The sequence below is a fragment of the Moorena sp. SIO3E8 genome (assembly GCF_010692445.1).
Lineage (GTDB): Bacteria > Cyanobacteriota > Cyanobacteriia > Cyanobacteriales > Coleofasciculaceae > Moorena > Moorena bouillonii.
In genome coordinates, this window is record NZ_JAAHHM010000127.1 from 1 (window position 1) to 17,878 (window position 17,878).

The following is a 17,878-nucleotide window of genomic DNA, read 5'->3' on the forward strand; positions in this document are numbered from 1 at the left end:
TGGGGCTGCTGGCTTTTCTAATATTTGTAACTGGTATTACTGTACTTACCTTCAAGGCTTACCGCTCAGTGAAAAACAAGGATTTGCGGAGTATCGGTGCCAGCTATTGGGTACTTATTTTGTTTATTAGCTACCAAACCTATTACTATCCCTTGGATGTAGATCCAGTGGCAATCTATTATTGGTTGATGACTGGTGTTATCCTCAAGTTGCCCGAAATAAATCGCCAAGAACAAGAGGAACTACAGAAACTAGAGGCAGAACAGACAAACGATCCTAAACGTAAACAGAAACGAGGTATCAAGACATCGAAAAAGGGAAAAGGGAAACGGCAAAAGGGAAAAGGCAAAAGGCAAACGGTTTTTTCTACAGGTCTGCACGGATAACTGTTCCGTGTACTAAGCTGGTATTGGTTTTACCTCTTAGCTTGAGAATTCTCGAACTTTCCATAAAACCACGGATGTCCAAAGATAGCATGTTAGTTAAACTGTTATCGATTGTCGGCATTATCAGCAGTTAAATGCTTAAGGACAAAGTACTCAAAACAACGACAATGATTTCTGTAATTATCCCTACTTACGGACGGGAAGACCCTTTGCGGGATACCCTAGAAGATGTCCTGAAGCAAGACTACCCTGCTTTTGAAGTACTGGTTGTCGATCAAACTCGAAACCACAAACCAGAGATTCAATCCTATTTAGAGCAGCTGGCTAATGCTGGTAAGATTCGCTGGTTCCGGGTTGATTGGGCGAGTTTACCTGGGGCAAGAAATTATGGGGTAAGGCGGGCATCCGGGGACATTATTGTGTTTATCGATGATGATATCAAGATGCCACCGGGGTATTTAACTGCTCATGCTCGTAACTATGAACAATCCCCAGAGATTGGGGCAGTAGCAGGACGAGTATTTGACCGGATGAAGCTAGCGGAGAAAGGAGCAGCAGCAGATTCCCCCACTCCCTCTTACACTATTGAGGACTTGCCTAAGGAGGCCATGGACCCTGGGATTGCATGGTATTACATAGACTTAGTCCATACCGTTAAGCCTCAACGGGTGATCTCAGCCCGAGGCTGCAATATGTCTTTCCGCCGGGAAATTTTTACCAAGTACGGGCTGCACTTTGATGAACAGTTCCGGGGGAGTGCGGTTCGTGAGGAGTCAGATTTTTGTTTGCGATTTCGTCGCACTGGTTATCAAATTTGGTATGACCCAGATGCTTATTTAGTCCATTTAGGAGAAGAAACTGGGGGGTGTCATGATATTAGTACGCGATCGCTTGAGTATCAGTTGACCTTTTATCACAACCATTTCCTGATGGGGATGAAAAATCTTACCCTTAGTGAACAGCTACGGCTCTTTGGTCGTCTATTTGATTGCCACGTCTTAGGGAATCCTCCTTGTAATAAAAGTGGTTCCCCGATTAAAATTATTAGCCGCGCTGGTTTCTACATGTTGGGATTTTTCAAAGCACTTGGTACACGCATCAAATCTATCTGGGATGATGGTCAAATTTATAGTCGGCTAGACCGTTATAAGGTTGAAGGTTAGTTGGTTGAAGGTTACAAGTTTGTTCGCGTAGCGTGGCCTTTTGGCCAAGGTGACAAGGTTGTTCGCGTAGCGTGGCCTTTTGGCCAAGGTGACAAGGTTGTTCGCGTAGCGTGGCCTTTTGGCCAAGGTGACAAGGTTGTTCGCGTAGCGTGGCCTTTTGGCCAAGGTTACAAGGTTGAAGCTTGTTCGCGTAGCGTGGCCTTTTGGCCAAGGTGACAAGGTTGAAGCCAGTTTTTAAAACTTAAAACTACGATTAAGTAAACCTAATAAGCTCTTGCATCTTTAATTAAAAGCTTTAAAATTTATGATTAATAATTCAGGAGCTTAAAGTCATAATAAGTCAAATTTAATGGTGTTGTGATAACCGGTAGTGGTACACAAGTAGTGATTTTAGCACCCGAAACCTTGATCAGACCGTAGCCAAATCACTACATCTTTACCACTACCGCTGATTGATACTATGGGAACGCCAAGAGCGAACAACCTGCAACCTGCAACCTCCAATCTCAAACCTCAAACCTCCAACCTCCAACCTCCAACCTTAAACCTCCAACCTTGGCCTTTGGCCACGCTACGCGAACAACCAGCAACCTTGGCCTTTGGCCACGCTACGCGAACAACCTTGGCCAAAAGGCCACGCTACGCGAACAACCTTTAACCTGCCACCGTTAACTGTCAAAAAATTACCCATGAAAATACTAGTTGCTAGCCACTCCTATATTGTTGACCTTAACTGCGAGAAGTTACGAACACTCGCTCAGTTAGAACCTAATATTGAGGTAACTGTGGTGGTTCCCCGGCGCTGGCGTCCTGGTGGTGTCCAAAATCGCATCATTGAAACCCAACCCCGTGAGGAAGGTTCATTTCGGGTGGTACCAGTGTCTAACTTTAGTGAAAATAATCAGGGGCTGCTGACCTTTGGCCTAGATATTGTCCCTTTATTGAAACAGTTTCGCCCCGACATTATTCAAGTGGAACAGGGAGCTAAGGCATTAGGTTATGCTCAATTTATTACCCTAAATAAGCTATTGGGACTGAAGGCAAAAAACCTATTTTTAACTTTTTGGAATCTGCCCTACGAGGTAAAATTTCCGGTGTCTGTGTTGGAAGGGTATAACCTGCGCCATACCGATGGACTGATTTGTGGGAATCAGGATGGGGTAGAAATCCTGCGACAACATGGTTATAACGGACCAGCTAAAGTAATGCCCCAATTGGGGGTAGATGAAAGCTTGTTTCGTCCCCAAGCTCAGCCAGATTTAAAACAGCAGTTGGGAATTCAACCCGATGACTTTGTGGTGGGATTTGTGGGACGGTTTGTAGAGGAGAAGGGATTACTGACTTTAGGTAAAGCCCTAGCTGGGTTATCTGGGATGCAGTGGAAGTTGCTGCTACTAGGGCGTGGTCCCCTCAAGCCGATATTGATGGAAAAGGCGGCAGAATGGGGAATTAAAGACCAACTGATTTGGATTGAGAGTGTTCCCCATGATGAGGTACCTCGTTATATTAATGTGATGAATACTCTGGTGCTACCATCAGAGACTAATTATAAGTTTAAAACCTTAACTAGTGTAGGTTGGAAGGAACAGTTTGGTCATGTGCTGATTGAGGCTATGGCATCTAAAGTACCAGTAATTGGTTCCGATTCTGGAGAAATTCCCTATGTGATTGGAGATGCTGGGTTGGTGTTTCCTGAAAAAGATGAGTCCGAGTTACGACATTGTTTACAGCAGCTAATCAAGCAACCAGAGTTGGCTGAGAAATTAGGAGATTTGGGTTATGTACGAGCAATGGAGCAGTATACCAATCAGGCGTTAGCTAAACAGCTTTTGGATTTTTATCAGGAATTAATGCAGAATTAAGAATTAAGAATTAAGAATTAAGAATTAAGAATTAAGAATTAAGAATTAAGAATTTAGAATTAAGAATTAAGAATTCACAATTTTAGAATGTAGAACTTAGAATTTGTAATTCTGCATTCTGCATTCTGCATTCTGCATTCTGCATTCTACATTCTTCATTCTTCATTCTTCGCTACCACCTCTATGGACTGTTTTCACCCATTTCAACCGTTTAGGACGCACAGACATCCGAGCGGTAGTAGCGGCCATCACTAGCATCCAGTGCAATAGATAAAGGTTTCCCCTCAAGGTCTGCAACAGAGGAACCAACAGGTTAGAAACACGTAATCGTCGATTTTGATTGGTGCGGCGCAGCCCGACAAACATGCTAATCACTGATACGGTGACAGTTAGACCAGTAATGGGACTAAAAATAGGTAGACGGTTACGGGCAATAGCCATCAAACAGTCTGGTACAGCAGCAGTGGGCAAAAAGTACTGGAGGATCAAGTAGGTAAATAAATCTATAGTTTTCCGCAAACCTAGGCGGTTACTTACAATTAAACGCCAGTAATCGAGATAGCGCTGGTACCCTCCTTCTGCCCAACGGTTCCGTTGATGCCAGAGTGCGATCGCACTGGTGACTCCTTCTTCTTCTACTGGCGGGTAATTGAGAAAGCCAATATCCCACTGATCGAGGTGTAGGCGAATGGTTAAATCTAAGTCGTCGGTGATAGTTTCTTCATTCCAGGCACCGCAACGCTGTAGTGCGGAACGTCGGACAAACTGACCATTGCCCCGCAATTCAGCAATCCCACCCACTGCTATACGTTGCTGTTGGAAATAGCTGTCTAGAGCCATTTCTGCCATTTGCCCTCGTGTCCAGAAATTCAGTGCTGCATTTGCGATCGCTTTTCTGACCTGCACTGCTCCCACTCGCGGGTTATTAAATAAGGGCAACACCCGCTGCAGCATATCTTTGGGAACTTTAGCATCTGCATCAAATACTGCTACAATCTCGCCTTTCGTTAAACCCAGTACCTGATTGAGTGCTCCTGATTTCCCTCCCCCGGCATTAGCACTCCGGTGCAGTACCTTCAACTGGTCGTATGTTGCTGCTAACTTATCTAATATTTCTGGTGTTTGGTCAGTACTGTGATCGTCAATTACCCACAGTTCATACTGATTTTCGGGGTAGTCTAATTGACACAGAGACTGAACTAAATTACTGATGACACTTTCTTCATTTTTTGCTGCTACTAGCAGAGACACAAAGGGAAAATCGTCTTTTTCTTCATCTAAAGAGGGTTGAGGGGTTTTTAACGGTTGAGCCAGCAAGAACCGTAGGCAATGAATTCCTAATATCGTTGTTAAGCCCAAGCTCACCCAGATCCCCCAAGACACCAAATGCAGTGCTATTGTCATGCACCACACTATGGTTAAAACTAAAGCTGCTTTGCGTCGGCGTCCTTCTAGTCCCTGGAAAAATAAGCTAGTTTCAAACTCTTCCTCTGACAAGTTAGACAGCATAGAGCCAAGTTGGTTCAGCTCTTGGCTTGGCGCTTTTTCTGACCAGGAATTCTCCGACATAAGTTATGTACTGCAACTACCAACGAAGGCCACTAATGCCTTATTCTATCCGAAAGTGTTACAAAATTGTTAATTTCTATCAAGGAAGGTATAGTTTAGGACATAAAATCTCATCTGGGGTGTCAAGGGAATAGGGAATAGAAACATTTGTTAACCTTTACTTGGATTGCTATCGACTACTATCAATAGGGTTATCTTTTAGGTTAAGTCTGCCTCAAGCCTGAATCCTCAATCCTCAAAGCTAATCCCTATTATTTATAACAGCCAGAGTTCCCGCTAGAAAACTCTGGCGACAGGCATGACGCTGAATCTTACCACTAGAGGTCTTGGGAATAGTACCTGGTTTGAGTAACAGAGCAGTATGAACCTGCAAATCGTGATGTTGTAATACTGCTCGTCGGATTAACCGGATTAACTCTTTGGTATCAAGGGCATGGTCTTTCGCTCCATTACCAGGATCAGAAGTAGCTAGCCGAGTCGATTTCCAATAGCTACGTTCTACCTCAGCAATCACCACTAACTGTTCCTCACCGGCAATATTGACGGAAAATCCTGCGGAACACGTCGGTCTGAGCAAGGAGTGGGTGTTTTCTACGGTCCATTCAATATCTTGGGGATAGTGGTTACGACCATTGATAATGATCAGATCCTTCAGACGACCAGTAATAAATAATTCACCATCGACCATGAATCCCAAGTCACCGGTACGCATAAATGACTCCTCCCCCATCGATGCTAGAGTTACGCAAAAGTTGCCTTCTGTTGCTGCCAGTTGATTCCAGTAACCTTGGGCAATGCTTGGTCCTGATACCCAGATTTCTCCTACTTTTCCTGGGTCACATGGGGTTAAGGTTTCAGGATGGATAATTACAATCTGCTGGTCTGGCAGACTTTGACCACAGCCTACTAGGGTAAGGGTACCTTCTTGCTCAACAGTAGCTGGCACAACTTTATTTTGCTCTAATGCTGCCCCTTCAACTGTTTTTAAGACAATTGGAGCGCTTTTGAGACCACCAGAAACCATTAAGGTGGCTTCAGCCATGCCATAGCAAGGGTAGAATGCTTCTCGGCGGAAGCCACAGGACTCAAATTTTGTGGCAAACCGCTCCAAGATGGCGGAGTTAATTGGCTCAGCTCCGTTAAAGGCAATATCCCAACTACTCAAATCCAAGTTTGTTAGTTGTTCCGGCTTAATTTTGCGATCGCATAAGTCGTAAGCAAAGTTTGGTCCGCCACTGCTGGTGGCTCGATAGTGGGAAATTGCTTTTAACCAGCGGATTGGACTTTGCAAAAACATCAACGGGGACATGAGCGTAGCTGGAAAACCGCCGTATAGAGGTTGGAGTATGCCACCAATCAGACCCATGTCATGGTACATCGGTAACCAACTCACCACACTGCTGTGGTCGGTGTGCTCAAAATACTGATAGATAGCAGCTGAATTATGGACTAGATTGCTGTGGCTAATCATTACTCCCTTCGGCTGAGCGGTTGAACCAGAGGTGTATTGGAGAAAAGCCATGGTGCTAGCATCTATAGCTGGTTGCTGCCATGATTGAGCTAAGTTGCCGTTGATGGTTTCTGTGGCTAGCCAGTGCAGTGTTTTCAGTTCCGGAGCCTGAGTAAACCTGCGCTCTAAATTAGACAGGATTGCTTGGGTAGTTAGGGCTACCTTTGCCAGGGAATCCTTGACAATTCCCTGAACACGGACAAGGGAGCGATTGGGTCTAGGAGGATAAGCGGGGACAGCTACAACCCCAGCGTACAGACACCCGAAAAATGCACAAATATAGTCTAGACCAGGAGGATAAAGGAGTAGGGCAGTTTCTCCTGGGGAATATATTGATTGCAGGTGGAACGCGATCGCTTGGGCTTGTTGCTCCAACTGTTGGTAAGTCAGACTGACCCGTTCGGTTTCTCCATCCACCAAAAAGGTATATGCGATCGCATCTGGCTGGTTAACTGCTCTGTAGCGCAGGATATCAACTAACGTGGCTGGTTGGAGAATAGTTTCTGACACCTTGTACCCCTGCACTCAAAAACTTACATACATAAAAAAACTTATTACTTTGTAAGCATATGCGCTACGCGCACGCTACGCGAACAGACTTCAGCTGTCAGCCTTTGGCCTTCTTCTTTTGCCAATAGCTGATAGCTGATAGCTTAATGTTTACCCCCAAACTCTTGGAGAAAATTCCCTATTTCCTAGTTACACGAATTTGCTGCCCCGAGGCCATCCAAACAACTGTAGTTTGTAAAAGAAATTGGGGAACAAAGCAAAGAGGTATTTGAATATTTTAAAGCTAAAAGGCTCATCATAAGTTCCCACCCATTCTTTGTTTTTCTCAATCCAGCTGGCGATTGTATTAGCTACTTTTTCAGCAGGAGGAGCAGAATTGACTCGGTTAGCTCGGATTTTATAACCTTTTTCATTGAGACGGTTCACTGGTGCCCAAGCCAAGGGACCGCTGATCACACCAGGACGGTAAAGCCTCATGCGAATTTGATTATTGCTGGCGTGGTAAACGATTGGTCCAACACCTGACCAGTAATAGTGCAAAGCGATTTTACCAGAATGATAGACTGGACCAAAACAAGAAGGGCTACCATCTGCGATCGAACCAATAGCAACGACATCGAGGGGTCGCTCGCGCTTTAGCTTGGCTGCTTCCAGGGCTACCAATGCTGGCCAACTGTAGTTAACACGATTCATCGATTCTACTATCTCAACCAGTGGCACTCCTCCATCCCCTACCTCAGTTTCGATTTGTCCTGCATTCAGGATAATCACATCGGGGTCATACTCAAGCAACTTTTGGGCATCCTCAAGGGTTTGTTGTTGAGACACACACAATGTATTGAAATAGTTACCTTCGAGGCTTTCTTGACGGGTGACACCAACTACTTGCCAACCACGATTGATGTACTCTTGACCTAACGCACTGCCGAGGGTGCCGGAAATTCCTGTGATTACAACAGTTTTCATGCTAACAAGTCTCCTTAATATAATCTGCCACTCGCAGTGCATTAGCTACAATGGTTAAAGCAGGACTAACCCCCAACGAGGTTGGCATAAATCCACCATCCACAACAAATACATTGTCATGATCGTGCAAACGGCAGTATGGGTCAAGCACGGATGTGTTGGGATCGGTACCAAAACGTGTGGTGCCCACTTGATGGGCTGTGTGACGATCATCTTTATCCCCGGTGGCACCAAACATGAATACTACCCCAGCATGGCCCATCACTTTCTTGAGCTGGCGCATATAGTAACGGGAGCGGTAAATATCGTAAGGATGAAATTTGTGGACTAGATGGATCGCTCCTGTATTGCTAACGTCTACCCTATTTTCGGGTTGGGGCAAGTCTTCGACAAAACCTGTCATCGCCAGTATCCGTTTGAGTAGGAATTTTGCGATCGCATCTGGAATCGGTACTGGTAAATTTTCTTGTATGCTCAGATGCCCAGGGATTGGAACAGTTTGGGAATACCCGAGCTTATGGGGAAAATCCCCTGAACCAAAATAAAGATCGGTGAAGCCTAACTGCTTGATGAAGGTATCTGCGCCACCGGTAGGTTGACTAAACAACCCAGCCGCCAAAGCACCGCAATGGTACATATAATTTCTGCCAACCTGACCACTACGACCAGTTAAGCCAGATTTGATCAGGATTACTGGGCTACCAATAGCGCCAGCTGCTATAATATAAGTTTTAGCTTTTAGCGTTTCGATGGTACCACTATCGCGCCAGCGAAGTTTTACACCAACCACCCTACCCTGAGCGTTGGTAACCAAGCACTCTGCTTCTGTATTAGTTTTTAGCTGGAGATGGTAATTGCTAACTGCCCCATCAATAGCACATACCAACGTCGAGGCACGAGAGTCATTGGGGCAGTAGTAGCCTGGACATTTGGCACAGCGAAGGCAACGGTTAAAGTCGATGCCCAGGGGTAAGTGGAAGGGAGTAAATCCAGCTTTCTCAATCCCCCGCTCCAATTTCTGATTGATCGGCTCAAGGGGAGGAGTCTTGGCTGGATAGCTGTGGGCTGGTGTCTCTACATGGATGATTTTCTTAGGATCATCTCCAGCAACATGGAATAATGACTCGGCCTGATCGAAATAGGGGGAGAGCTGATCATAAGTAATTGGCCAATCCCAGAGGTGACGTGGTAGCCATTCACTATAGTACTTGCCAGGATGGAAATCATTGCGGCTCGGACGCATCAATACTCCACCATACAGAGAAGTCCCACCACCAAGAATTCCGCCAATAAACAATCGGGTATTACGCCCATTAACCTCGATGGTGCGGTCATCAAAAGCTGCCATGTCGATCACCATTCGTTGCTCGTCCTGGTAAGGTTCACTGTCAATGAATCGGTTACCACGCTCAACCAGTAAAACCTGCTTACCAGCTTTAGCTAGCGCCAACGCAACAGTTCCTCCACCAGCTCCGCTACCAATGATGATGGCATCAAAATCGTTTGTCATATAGTAAAGGGAGTAGGGAGTAGGGAGTAGGGAATAGGGAGTAGGGAGTAGGGACTTCGGAGCAGGGAGCAGGGAGTAGGGAATAGGGAGTAGGGAATAGGGAACAAAAATTATCACTATTCCTACAGGGATACCTATAGAATTTCTCAATTCGGTGAGGTACTTACGCCCTTGGGGTTTTAGGGAGCAGGGACTAAGGCTGTGGGTCACGCTTACTGGGAGACCCCGAGGCTGCGCGAACGCGCCCCGTGTGGCCTACGGCCAAACGCGAACGGAGTAGGGAGCAGGGAAGAAAGAAAAGGGAAAAAATTCTTTGTACCTCTGCAGTCTTGATGCAGCAAGTACGATAATAGCGATTCCCGATTCCCGATTCCCGATTCCCGATTCCCGATTCCCGATTCCCGATTCCCGATTCCCGATTCCCGATTCCCGATTCCCGATTCCCTATTGCTTCATTGTCGAGCAAACACCTTATCTAAACGTTCTTCCCATTTCTTCTGATTAGCCATAGCCTCTTGAACGAAGGGTGACCAAGCAATTAGTTTAATAAATAATAAATTAATCCATGAAGCAGGAAAACGGAGGGGTCTAACAATATCTAGAAATAAAACCACCCGCATCCCATCGGTTTGATTCCATACCTCATGGGGAAAGCTATCATCAAACATCATTGCTTTCCCTTCTTCCCAATAGCGAATGTCGTTACCAACACGAATCCGACAATTTTCCTTCGGTTCAGGAACACGTAATCCTAGAAGACATCTGATCACCCCTTTATAAGGTCCCCTATGTTCAGGGATATGCTTCCCTGGTAATAGGATTGAAAAAAAGGCCGTTTTCATGCCAGGAATTTTTTCGATAATACGAGTAGTTTCCGGACATTTTTCACAATTCTGTTTAACTTTAATTCCATAGCCATAAAAGCCATAGGTTTTCCAACGATTATCCGTACTGACATACTCAGCCTGGTCTGGGGAAATATCTTGGAAGTTGGGTAGAGTATCTCTATATTTCAAGACTTGATCTAGCTCTTGGCGAATCGTCATCCATTGAGATTCTAACTCAGCTACCCAATCAAATTGGTCAGGCTCGAAGAAGGTTGAATTACCAATTAATGAGTAATTAGTAATTAGCTTTTCAAAATTGGATATCAGTGATATACCAATACCATAGATCAGGAAATTTCTGGCTTTCTCCCTAAGAGCCTCTAAAGAACGTTTCATGGTTAATTATTTTAGCTGCGCTTAGAGGGATATGTTACCATACCTAATTATTTTTTTTACTGGTTCCTAAAAAAAATAATAAATTCCTAGTGATGGTCGGAATTAGGTAAGTATTCAGCCGTGAGCTAAAAGCTCAAGCGTGCGCGTTCAGCGGTCAGCTTAAGCGCTACGCGCACGCTACGCGAACAGCTTGTAGGGTGGGCAAAAAGCGATGCAGCGCGGTCTTGGGAAGGCAGCGCGGTCTTGGGGGTTCCCCCCATGAGCGACTGCCGTGGTTTCCCCCACTCGCGCTTTGCATCAAGACACAGTTTGATTGTTTTGAGTATTAATGATTATATTACTTTGCCCACCCTACTTTAATTCGTCTTTTCTGGGAATTAGTAATCTTTAACACATTTAATAATCCCAATAACCTAAGCATTCAGCAGTCAGTAGTCAGCAGTCCGTGGAAACCTCTGTCAGGCCACTGCATAGCTTATTCGCGCATCACCGATTACGCTACGCGCACGCTACGCTAACAGTAGGCTGGCACAGACCAAAAGCACTGTGAAGTAACCCATAAGCTGATAGCTGATAGCTGATAGCTGATAGCTGATAGCTGATAGCTGATAGCTGACCCAATAACAACCTTAGGATTCTGATCCAGCAACATTCAACTGACTCAACAGATCGGTAATACTACGCTGTTGAAGTTGACTCTGTCGCCATTGACCTACTGCCTCTAAAGTGCCATCAAGAAATCGCAGCCGACATTCCCGACGTTTAATCTTACCACTAGAGGTCTTGGGAATACTTCCGGTCTTCAGCAGCACAATCCCATAAACATCAGCAATATGCTCTTGGGCTACGGCTTGACGAATGGCTGCCACTACTTCATCAACCACTAAGTGTCTCAGGTAACTCCGCTTGATCTCTTGAGCAATAACTAATCGTTCTTCCCCTTCTAAATCTACGGAAAACGCTGCACTAGCATTGGGTCGTAGGGCTGGATGACTCTTCTCAACCGTTGCTTCAATATGCTGGGGATAGCGGTTGTTTCCCCAGAGGATCATCAATTCTTTGAGGCGACCGGTGATAAACAGTTGCCCATCTTGTAGGAATCCTAAGTCTCCGGTGCGCAGAAATGGTCCAGTGCCGGTGTCTTTTATATACGCACCGAATGTGCCTTCTGTTTCCTCTGGTTGATTCCAATAGCCCTTGCCGACACCATTACCAGATACCCAAATTTCCCCGACTTTATTTTCTGGGCACTCTATTAAGGTTTCCGGGTCAACAATTACCACGTGATCACCTAACCAGGGCTGACCACAGCTGACAATCCCTTGTGCTCCCTTTTGGTCTTTAGTCGCAGCTACCACCTGATTTTCTCCTAGGGCACCTTGCTCAACATACTTAATCACCAGAGGGTTAGCTTTCAATCCCCCGGAAATAAATAATGTAGTTTCAGCCATACCGTAGCAGGGATAAAATGCTTCTGCTCTAAACCCACAAGGGGCAAAGGTCTTGGCAAACCGTTCTAGGGTTTCGGCTCGAATCGGTTCAGCACCTGAAAAGGCTACTTCCCAACTACTAAGGTCTAGAGTTTCCATCTGTTCCGGAGTGACCTGACGACACAATAGGTCATAGGCAAAATTGGGACCACCACTGGTGGTGGCTTGATAGCGGGAAATGGCTTGCAGCCAGCAAATAGGTTTCTGTATCAAGGCTACTGGTGACATGAGTGTAACGGGAAATCTCCCATAGATGGGCTGGATCACACCACCGATCAAACCCATATCATGAAACAAAGGTAACCAGATCACTCCTTGACTTTTAAGGGTATGCTCGAAGCACTGATAGATCAAGGCTGAATTGTGCAGGATATTGCCATGGGTCACCATTACCCCTTTTGGCTTACCGGTAGACCCTGAGGTGTACTGTAAAAACGCTAAGCTATCCTGATCTGGGCGCTCGGTTTCAATCCAGTCTGATGCTAGAGATGGGGAAATTTCGTTGGTTTCTATCCAGGAGAGTTGAGTTAAGGTTGGGGCTAATTCTGGATTCGAGCTACACTGCTGCTGGATTCTTTTCCAGAGGTCTGTGGTAGTAAGGGCTACTGTGGCTTGGGAAGAAATGACCCGCTGCTGTAATTGGGCAATAGCCTGTTTAGACCGGGGGGGATTAGCGGTCACTGCTACAACCGAGGCATACAGACATCCAAAGAAAGCAGCAATGAACTCTAACCCAGCGGTATAGGGGTAGACTAATAAGGCACGGGAGCCAGGGGCAACTAGAGACTGTAGCTGAGCAGCAATGGCTCTGGCCTGTTGATCTAACTGTTGATAGGTTAGATGTCCAGATTCTGTTTCCCCGTCTGCTAGGAAAGTGTAAGCAATTTGGTTAGGTTGGTTTATCGCTCTATCGACCACGAGATCGACTAAGTTGGAGTATTTAGCTTTATGGTTTGCCATTATGCGATCGCGCATTATTCTTGCGTAGTTTCCCCTCATACCAAGCCTAGAGGCGAGGTTACCAGACCCAATCAACAAAATCTGCATCTTACGAAACAGATTTTTAGATGAAAAATAGCTTACCTGTCAAACGCTATCGGCGCAAGAGGGTAGACTTGACTTGATTGATAGAATTTTTCACAAGTTTTAGTAGTTCGTGGCAAAATAACCATCAAGTCAACCCCAAAAATAGCAATTCATTGGCTTCAAGAGTGACAACTAGACCGAAATAGAGGCATAATCTCTGTTTAGAACATTATTAGCTGAGGTTGAAGGTTCACAACTAGACTCAATGATCGAAAAGTCATGGAGGGGTAAGGGCAGACGATCACCCAGTGCCAGTAACTGGAGTTGGGTGATCTAATCTTTTAGTGTGGTGAAGGAGTGCAACATGGAATTGTTGAACCAGGTCTGGAACGGGAAAGAAAGCTCACCGACCACTATGGTTACGAGTGATCACAAATCTACCGTCAGTTCCCCAAAATTATCTAAAGCAGCATCAAGCATTGCGACTTGGTTAGTGTCCAAGCTAGCAGAAGTACTTGAGCTGGATGCCCAAGAAATCGATATTCATCGGGATTTTACCGATTATGGTTTAAATTCTATTGAAGCTGTTAACTTATCCGGAGAGCTGGAGAATTTCCTTGGACATCGGCTTTCCCCAACCCTTTTATGGGATCACGACAATATTGAGGCATTGGCTGAGTATTTGGCGGAATACGTTGCTAAACAACCAACAGGAAACTCACAAGCTCACCTAGAAACCTCGTCAAGGAGGTCAATACCCGAAACGAATGGTCATATATTATCGGCCAAAAACGGTCTAATCCCAAATCAAGATGCAGAAAAGCTAGACAACCAAGATATCCCACCGGAATACCATAATTTCCACCTATACCCAGAATACCGCAAACTGCAATTGCAACAGGAGGAAATCAAAGCGCTGGGGGTCAACAATCCTTTCTTTACCCCCCAAGAACGGGTTGTCAACAATACCACACAGATTGGTGGCCGGGAATTGATTAATTATGCCACTTACAATTATCTAGGAATGTGTGGTGACCCAGTTATCTCTCAAGCAGCAAAGGATGCCATAGATCATTATGGTACTTCCGCCTGTGCTAGCCGTCTGTTGTCAGGGGAAAAACCGTTACATCGAGAGCTAGAAAAAGAAATTGCTGACTTTATTGGTACTGAGGATAGTATCGTCTATGTTGGCGGTCATGCTACTAACGTAACTACTATTAGTCACTTATTTGGCAAAAATGACCTAATCTTACATGATTCTCTGAGCCACAACAGTATTCTACAGGGATGCATCCTGTCGGGAGCGAGCATTATTGCTTTTCCTCATAATGACTGTCAGGCATTGGATAAAATACTCCAGGAGCGTCGTCACCACTATCAACGGGTACTGATTGTGATCGAAGGAGTTTACAGTACTGATGGTGACATTCCCGACTTGCCTGAGTTCATTGCAGTCAAGAAACGCCACAAAGCTTTCCTGATGGTAGATGAAGCTCACTCCATCGGGGTACTGGGCAAACACGGTCGAGGGGTTGGTGAGTTCTGTGGGGTTGATCCCGCTGATGTGGATTTGTGGATGGGTACCCTCAGCAAGTCCTTTGCTAGCTGCGGTGGCTATATTGCTGGTTGCGCTGCTGTGGTAGAATACCTCAAGTATACCTCCCCGGGATTTGTCTATAGTGTTGGCATAGCTCCCCCTAATGCAGCCTCCGTGCTGGCTTCCATAAGGCTACTGAAGGCAGAACCAGAGCGAGTTGCACTGTTGCACCAGCGAGCTAAACTTTTCCTGGAATTAGCCCAGAAACAGGGACTCAACACAGGGACGAGTAAAGACTCTCCAGTGATTCCAATTATTGTGGGGGATGCGTTGAAGTCGGTGCAACTCTCTCAGAATCTCTTTAAGCGTGGCATCAATGTCCCGTTTATGTTCTACCCATCGGTGCCGCAAAATGCTGCCCGCCTGCGCTTCTTTATCACCTGTAACCATACGGAGGAGCAAATTCGCTTTACGGTGAACACCCTGGCTCAAGAAGTAGCAAAGCAACAGCCGGACGATAGTACCCAGACATCATCCTTAGAGTAACTAAGATTAACTATCTTCATAGTAACTATACTGGACACGGTCATAACCTGAGCTTATTGATGATCCCCCCCATCCCCCCTTATTTAAGGCGGGGGAAGCTAATTGAAGATTCCACCTTTAACAAAGGGGGAGATGATCCCCCCCATCCCCCCTTATTTAAGGGGGGGGAAGAAATTTAACGCTCAGTTTAAGCTGGTGATAAGTATAACTACTGATAGAGAAATCTAAGGGAAAACTGGCAACTTACAGATTACAAACCCCGTTGGCGGATTGAGTGGAAATTAACTCGGGGATCAGACTATATATATTAGCAAGCCTTAGCAACTAACTAACTGGGGAAAAGTCTCCCACCCCGTTACCTACCTAATATTTACCTAACCTAATAGTTAGTGGCTGACAGGTAATCCGCCAACGACATCTTTCCAACTCTGGTTAAGTTAAGCCAGCTGTGATCAATTGATACATTCTGATAAATCAATTCCGGAAAACCTAACTATCGTTTCAGGTGCCACTTATGCGAGTTTTATTGCTATATCCTCTGTTTCCGAAAAGTTTCTGGTCAATGGAGAAAACCATTGAGTTGGTGAATCGCAAGGCACTGATGCCACCCCTAGGTTTGGTGACAGTAGCAGCGATATTACCTCAGACATGGTCCTTTAAACTGGTTGACCGCAATGTATCTGAGGTAACGGAGGCAGAATGGGATTGGGCTGAGATGGTGATTCTCTCAGGTATGATCGTCCAGAAAAAAGATTTCCTTGAGCTAATTCAGGAAGCTAAGCGCCGTGGGAAAAAGGTAGCCGTTGGTGGTCCTTACCCGACTACCTCACCTCATGAACCTGAAGCGGCTGGGGCAGATTACTTGATTTTGGATGAAGGGGAAATTACCCTACCGATGTTTGTCTCAGCGATTGAACGGGGCGAGAGTCAAGGGGTGTTCCGTGCTAATGGTGAGAAGCCAGATGTTACGGAAACCCCAATCCCCCGCTTTGATCTTCTGGACCTGGAAGCCTATGACACTATGGCAATCCAGTTCTCTCGGGGTTGTCCATTTCAGTGCGAATTCTGCGATATTATTGTCCTCTACGGTCGCAAACCCCGTACTAAAGCTCCCGAGCAGTTGTTAGCTGAACTAGAACGCCTCTTAGAACTGAATTTCCAAGGGGGGATTTTTCTAGTCGATGACAACTTTATTGGCAATAAGCGCAATGTCAAGATTCTGCTGAAAGCCATGAAGGTCTGGATGGCTGAACATGAGTATCCTTTTAGCTTTATCACAGAAGCTTCAGTGGATTTGGCTCAAGACCAAGAACTGATGGACCTGATGGTCGATTGTAATTTCAAAGTGGTCTTTTTGGGCATTGAAACTCCTGATGAAGACAGCCTTACCCTGACTAAAAAGTTCCAAAATACTCGGGATTCTCTGAGTGAATCGGTGGATGCCATTACCAATGCCGGTCTGAGGGTGATGGCAGGGTTTATCATGGGCTTTGATGGGGAAAAACCTGGCGCAGGCGATCGCATTGTCCAGTTTATTGAGAAAACCTCGATTCCTATTGCCTTGTTTAGTATGTTGCAGGCATTGCCTAATACTGCTCTGTGGCATCGCCTTGAAAAAGAAGGACGACTTCTCGATGGTGGGGCTAATATTAACCAAACCACTTTGATCAATTTTGTTCCAACTCGGCCAGTGGAAGAAATTGCTCGTGAATATGTCGAGGCGTTTTGGACTCTGTATGATCCAGAGCGATTTTTAAACCGCACCTACAACCACTTTATGAAGCTTGGTCTACCGAGGCATGCTGTACCTCGTCGGATTGATTGGATAACTATCCGGGCGCTACTCACCCTATGCTGGCGACAAGGGGTTGTCCGTAAGACCCGCTGGACCTTCTGGAATAGTTTGTTTAAGCTGATCCAGCAGAAACCGAAAGTGGTGGGCTCTTTCTTTGTGGTTTGTGCCTACGCGGAACACTTCCTCGAATATCGCCAAATTGTCCGTGACCAAATTGAGGCTCAGCTGGCTGAATTTATGACTAATAAACCAGCACCTTTACCGGCTAAGGATAAGGAAGTGGCGGTAAACGAATCCGCGATCGCATAATTCATTCTTTAGGGAACAGGGAATAGGGAGTAGGGAGTAGGGAGTAGGGGGCGTTGCTTAATAATGGAATGATTTTAAGAGTCAGGTAGAATGGGCATCTGTGGAATGGGCATCTTGCCCGTTCTCTATGGAATGGGCATCTGTGGAATGGGCATCTTGCCCGTTCTCTATGGAATGGTCATCTGTGGAATGGGCATCTTGCCCGTTCTCTATGGAATGGGCATCTGTGGAATGGGCATCTTGCCCGTTCTCTATGGAATGGTCATCTGTGGAATGGGCATCTTGCCCGTTCTCTATGGAATGGTCATCTGTGGAATGGGCATCTTGCCCGTTTCGTCCTTATTTTCGCGCGGGCAGGATGCCCACTATTAGAGTCGAACGAGGGATTCCTCCCTCGAACTCTCCTCCAGAACCGGACATGACTGTTCCCAATCATCCGGCTCCTCCTGGTGGCATTGGGATTGCCTACACTTTAT

The 17,878-nt window shown here is 45.7% G+C and carries 15 protein-coding genes and 1 pseudogene; 8 read left to right on the forward strand and 8 right to left on the reverse strand.

Annotation, left to right across the window (positions count from 1 at the left end):
- Positions 1 to 386, forward strand: a pseudogene (locus F6K46_RS31455) (hypothetical protein); the annotation flags it as partial.
- A gap of 167 nt (positions 387 to 553) precedes the next feature.
- Complete coding sequence (hpsN, locus tag F6K46_RS31460) at positions 554 to 1,549, forward strand: hormogonium polysaccharide biosynthesis glycosyltransferase HpsN (RefSeq protein WP_075906296.1); 996 nt, start codon at positions 554 to 556, stop codon at positions 1,547 to 1,549.
- Here hpsN and F6K46_RS31465 read toward each other — a convergent pair.
- Positions 1,491 to 1,760 carry a hypothetical protein gene (locus F6K46_RS31465; RefSeq protein WP_293064723.1) on the reverse strand — a complete coding sequence of 90 codons (270 nt, stop codon included), beginning with the start codon at positions 1,758 to 1,760 and terminating at the stop codon, positions 1,491 to 1,493. The two genes, hpsN and F6K46_RS31465, sit on opposite strands and share 59 nt — an antisense overlap.
- Positions 1,761 to 2,009: 249 nt before the next feature.
- Between F6K46_RS31465 and F6K46_RS31470 the strand changes: the two genes are divergently transcribed.
- Both F6K46_RS31470 and hpsO read left to right on the forward strand, forming a co-directional pair.
- Positions 2,010 to 2,207, forward strand: a complete 198-nt coding sequence (locus F6K46_RS31470; protein WP_143727706.1) for a hypothetical protein — start codon at positions 2,010 to 2,012, stop codon at positions 2,205 to 2,207.
- Positions 2,208 to 2,238: 31 nt separating this feature from the next.
- Complete coding sequence (hpsO, locus tag F6K46_RS31475) at positions 2,239 to 3,411, forward strand: hormogonium polysaccharide biosynthesis glycosyltransferase HpsO (RefSeq protein WP_075901438.1); 1,173 nt, start codon at positions 2,239 to 2,241, stop codon at positions 3,409 to 3,411.
- Between the two features lie 162 nt (positions 3,412 to 3,573).
- Here the strand turns inward: hpsO and F6K46_RS31480 are convergent, their stop codons facing one another.
- The 4 genes from F6K46_RS31480 to F6K46_RS31495 all read right to left on the reverse strand — a co-directional run bounded on the left by F6K46_RS31480 (position 3,574) and on the right by F6K46_RS31495 (position 9,686).
- Positions 3,574 to 4,980 (reverse strand): glycosyltransferase family 2 protein, encoded by a 1,407-nt coding sequence (locus F6K46_RS31480; RefSeq protein ID WP_075901440.1) that lies wholly within the window; start codon positions 4,978 to 4,980, stop codon positions 3,574 to 3,576.
- Positions 4,981 to 5,221: 241 nt separating this feature from the next.
- Complete coding sequence (locus F6K46_RS31485; protein WP_293064726.1) at positions 5,222 to 7,000, reverse strand: fatty acyl-AMP ligase; 1,779 nt, start codon at positions 6,998 to 7,000, stop codon at positions 5,222 to 5,224.
- 189 nt (positions 7,001 to 7,189) lie between these two features.
- Complete coding sequence (locus F6K46_RS31490) at positions 7,190 to 7,966, reverse strand: SDR family NAD(P)-dependent oxidoreductase (protein WP_293064729.1); 777 nt, start codon at positions 7,964 to 7,966, stop codon at positions 7,190 to 7,192.
- 1 nt (position 7,967) lies between these two features.
- Entirely contained in the window at positions 7,968 to 9,686 is a 1,719-nt protein-coding gene (locus F6K46_RS31495; RefSeq protein WP_293064732.1) for a GMC family oxidoreductase, read from the reverse strand.
- 103 nt (positions 9,687 to 9,789) lie between these two features.
- On the opposite strand from F6K46_RS31495, the gene F6K46_RS31500 reads away from it, so the two are divergent.
- The gene (locus F6K46_RS31500) at positions 9,790 to 9,981 is read left to right on the forward strand and encodes a hypothetical protein (protein ID WP_293064735.1); all 192 of its coding nucleotides are present in this window, start codon (positions 9,790 to 9,792) and stop codon (positions 9,979 to 9,981) included.
- Here the strand turns inward: F6K46_RS31500 and F6K46_RS31505 are convergent.
- From F6K46_RS31505 to F6K46_RS31515, 3 genes are all read right to left on the reverse strand, one after another.
- On the reverse strand, positions 9,929 to 10,699 hold the full coding sequence (locus F6K46_RS31505) for an aspartyl/asparaginyl beta-hydroxylase domain-containing protein (RefSeq protein WP_293064737.1): 771 nt from the start codon (positions 10,697 to 10,699) through the stop codon (positions 9,929 to 9,931). The two genes, F6K46_RS31500 and F6K46_RS31505, sit on opposite strands and share 53 nt — an antisense overlap.
- 166 nt (positions 10,700 to 10,865) lie before the next feature.
- A complete protein-coding gene (locus F6K46_RS31510) occupies positions 10,866 to 10,997 on the reverse strand; it encodes a hypothetical protein (RefSeq protein ID WP_293064740.1) in 132 nt (43 codons plus the stop codon).
- Between the two features lie 331 nt (positions 10,998 to 11,328).
- Positions 11,329 to 13,164, reverse strand: a complete 1,836-nt coding sequence (locus F6K46_RS31515; RefSeq protein ID WP_293064742.1) for a fatty acyl-AMP ligase — start codon at positions 13,162 to 13,164, stop codon at positions 11,329 to 11,331.
- Positions 13,165 to 13,579: 415 nt separating this feature from the next.
- Between F6K46_RS31515 and F6K46_RS31520 the strand changes: the two genes are divergently transcribed.
- The 3 genes from F6K46_RS31520 to F6K46_RS31530 all read left to right on the forward strand — a co-directional run.
- Entirely contained in the window at positions 13,580 to 15,298 is a 1,719-nt protein-coding gene (locus F6K46_RS31520) for an aminotransferase class I/II-fold pyridoxal phosphate-dependent enzyme (RefSeq protein WP_293064745.1), read from the forward strand.
- A gap of 514 nt (positions 15,299 to 15,812) precedes the next feature.
- Positions 15,813 to 17,402 carry a B12-binding domain-containing radical SAM protein gene (locus F6K46_RS31525; protein WP_293064747.1) on the forward strand — a complete coding sequence of 530 codons (1,590 nt, stop codon included), beginning with the start codon at positions 15,813 to 15,815 and terminating at the stop codon, positions 17,400 to 17,402.
- 100 nt (positions 17,403 to 17,502) lie between these two features.
- On the forward strand, positions 17,503 to 17,878 hold a 376-nt coding region (locus tag F6K46_RS31530), incomplete at its 3' end, for a hypothetical protein (RefSeq protein ID WP_293064749.1).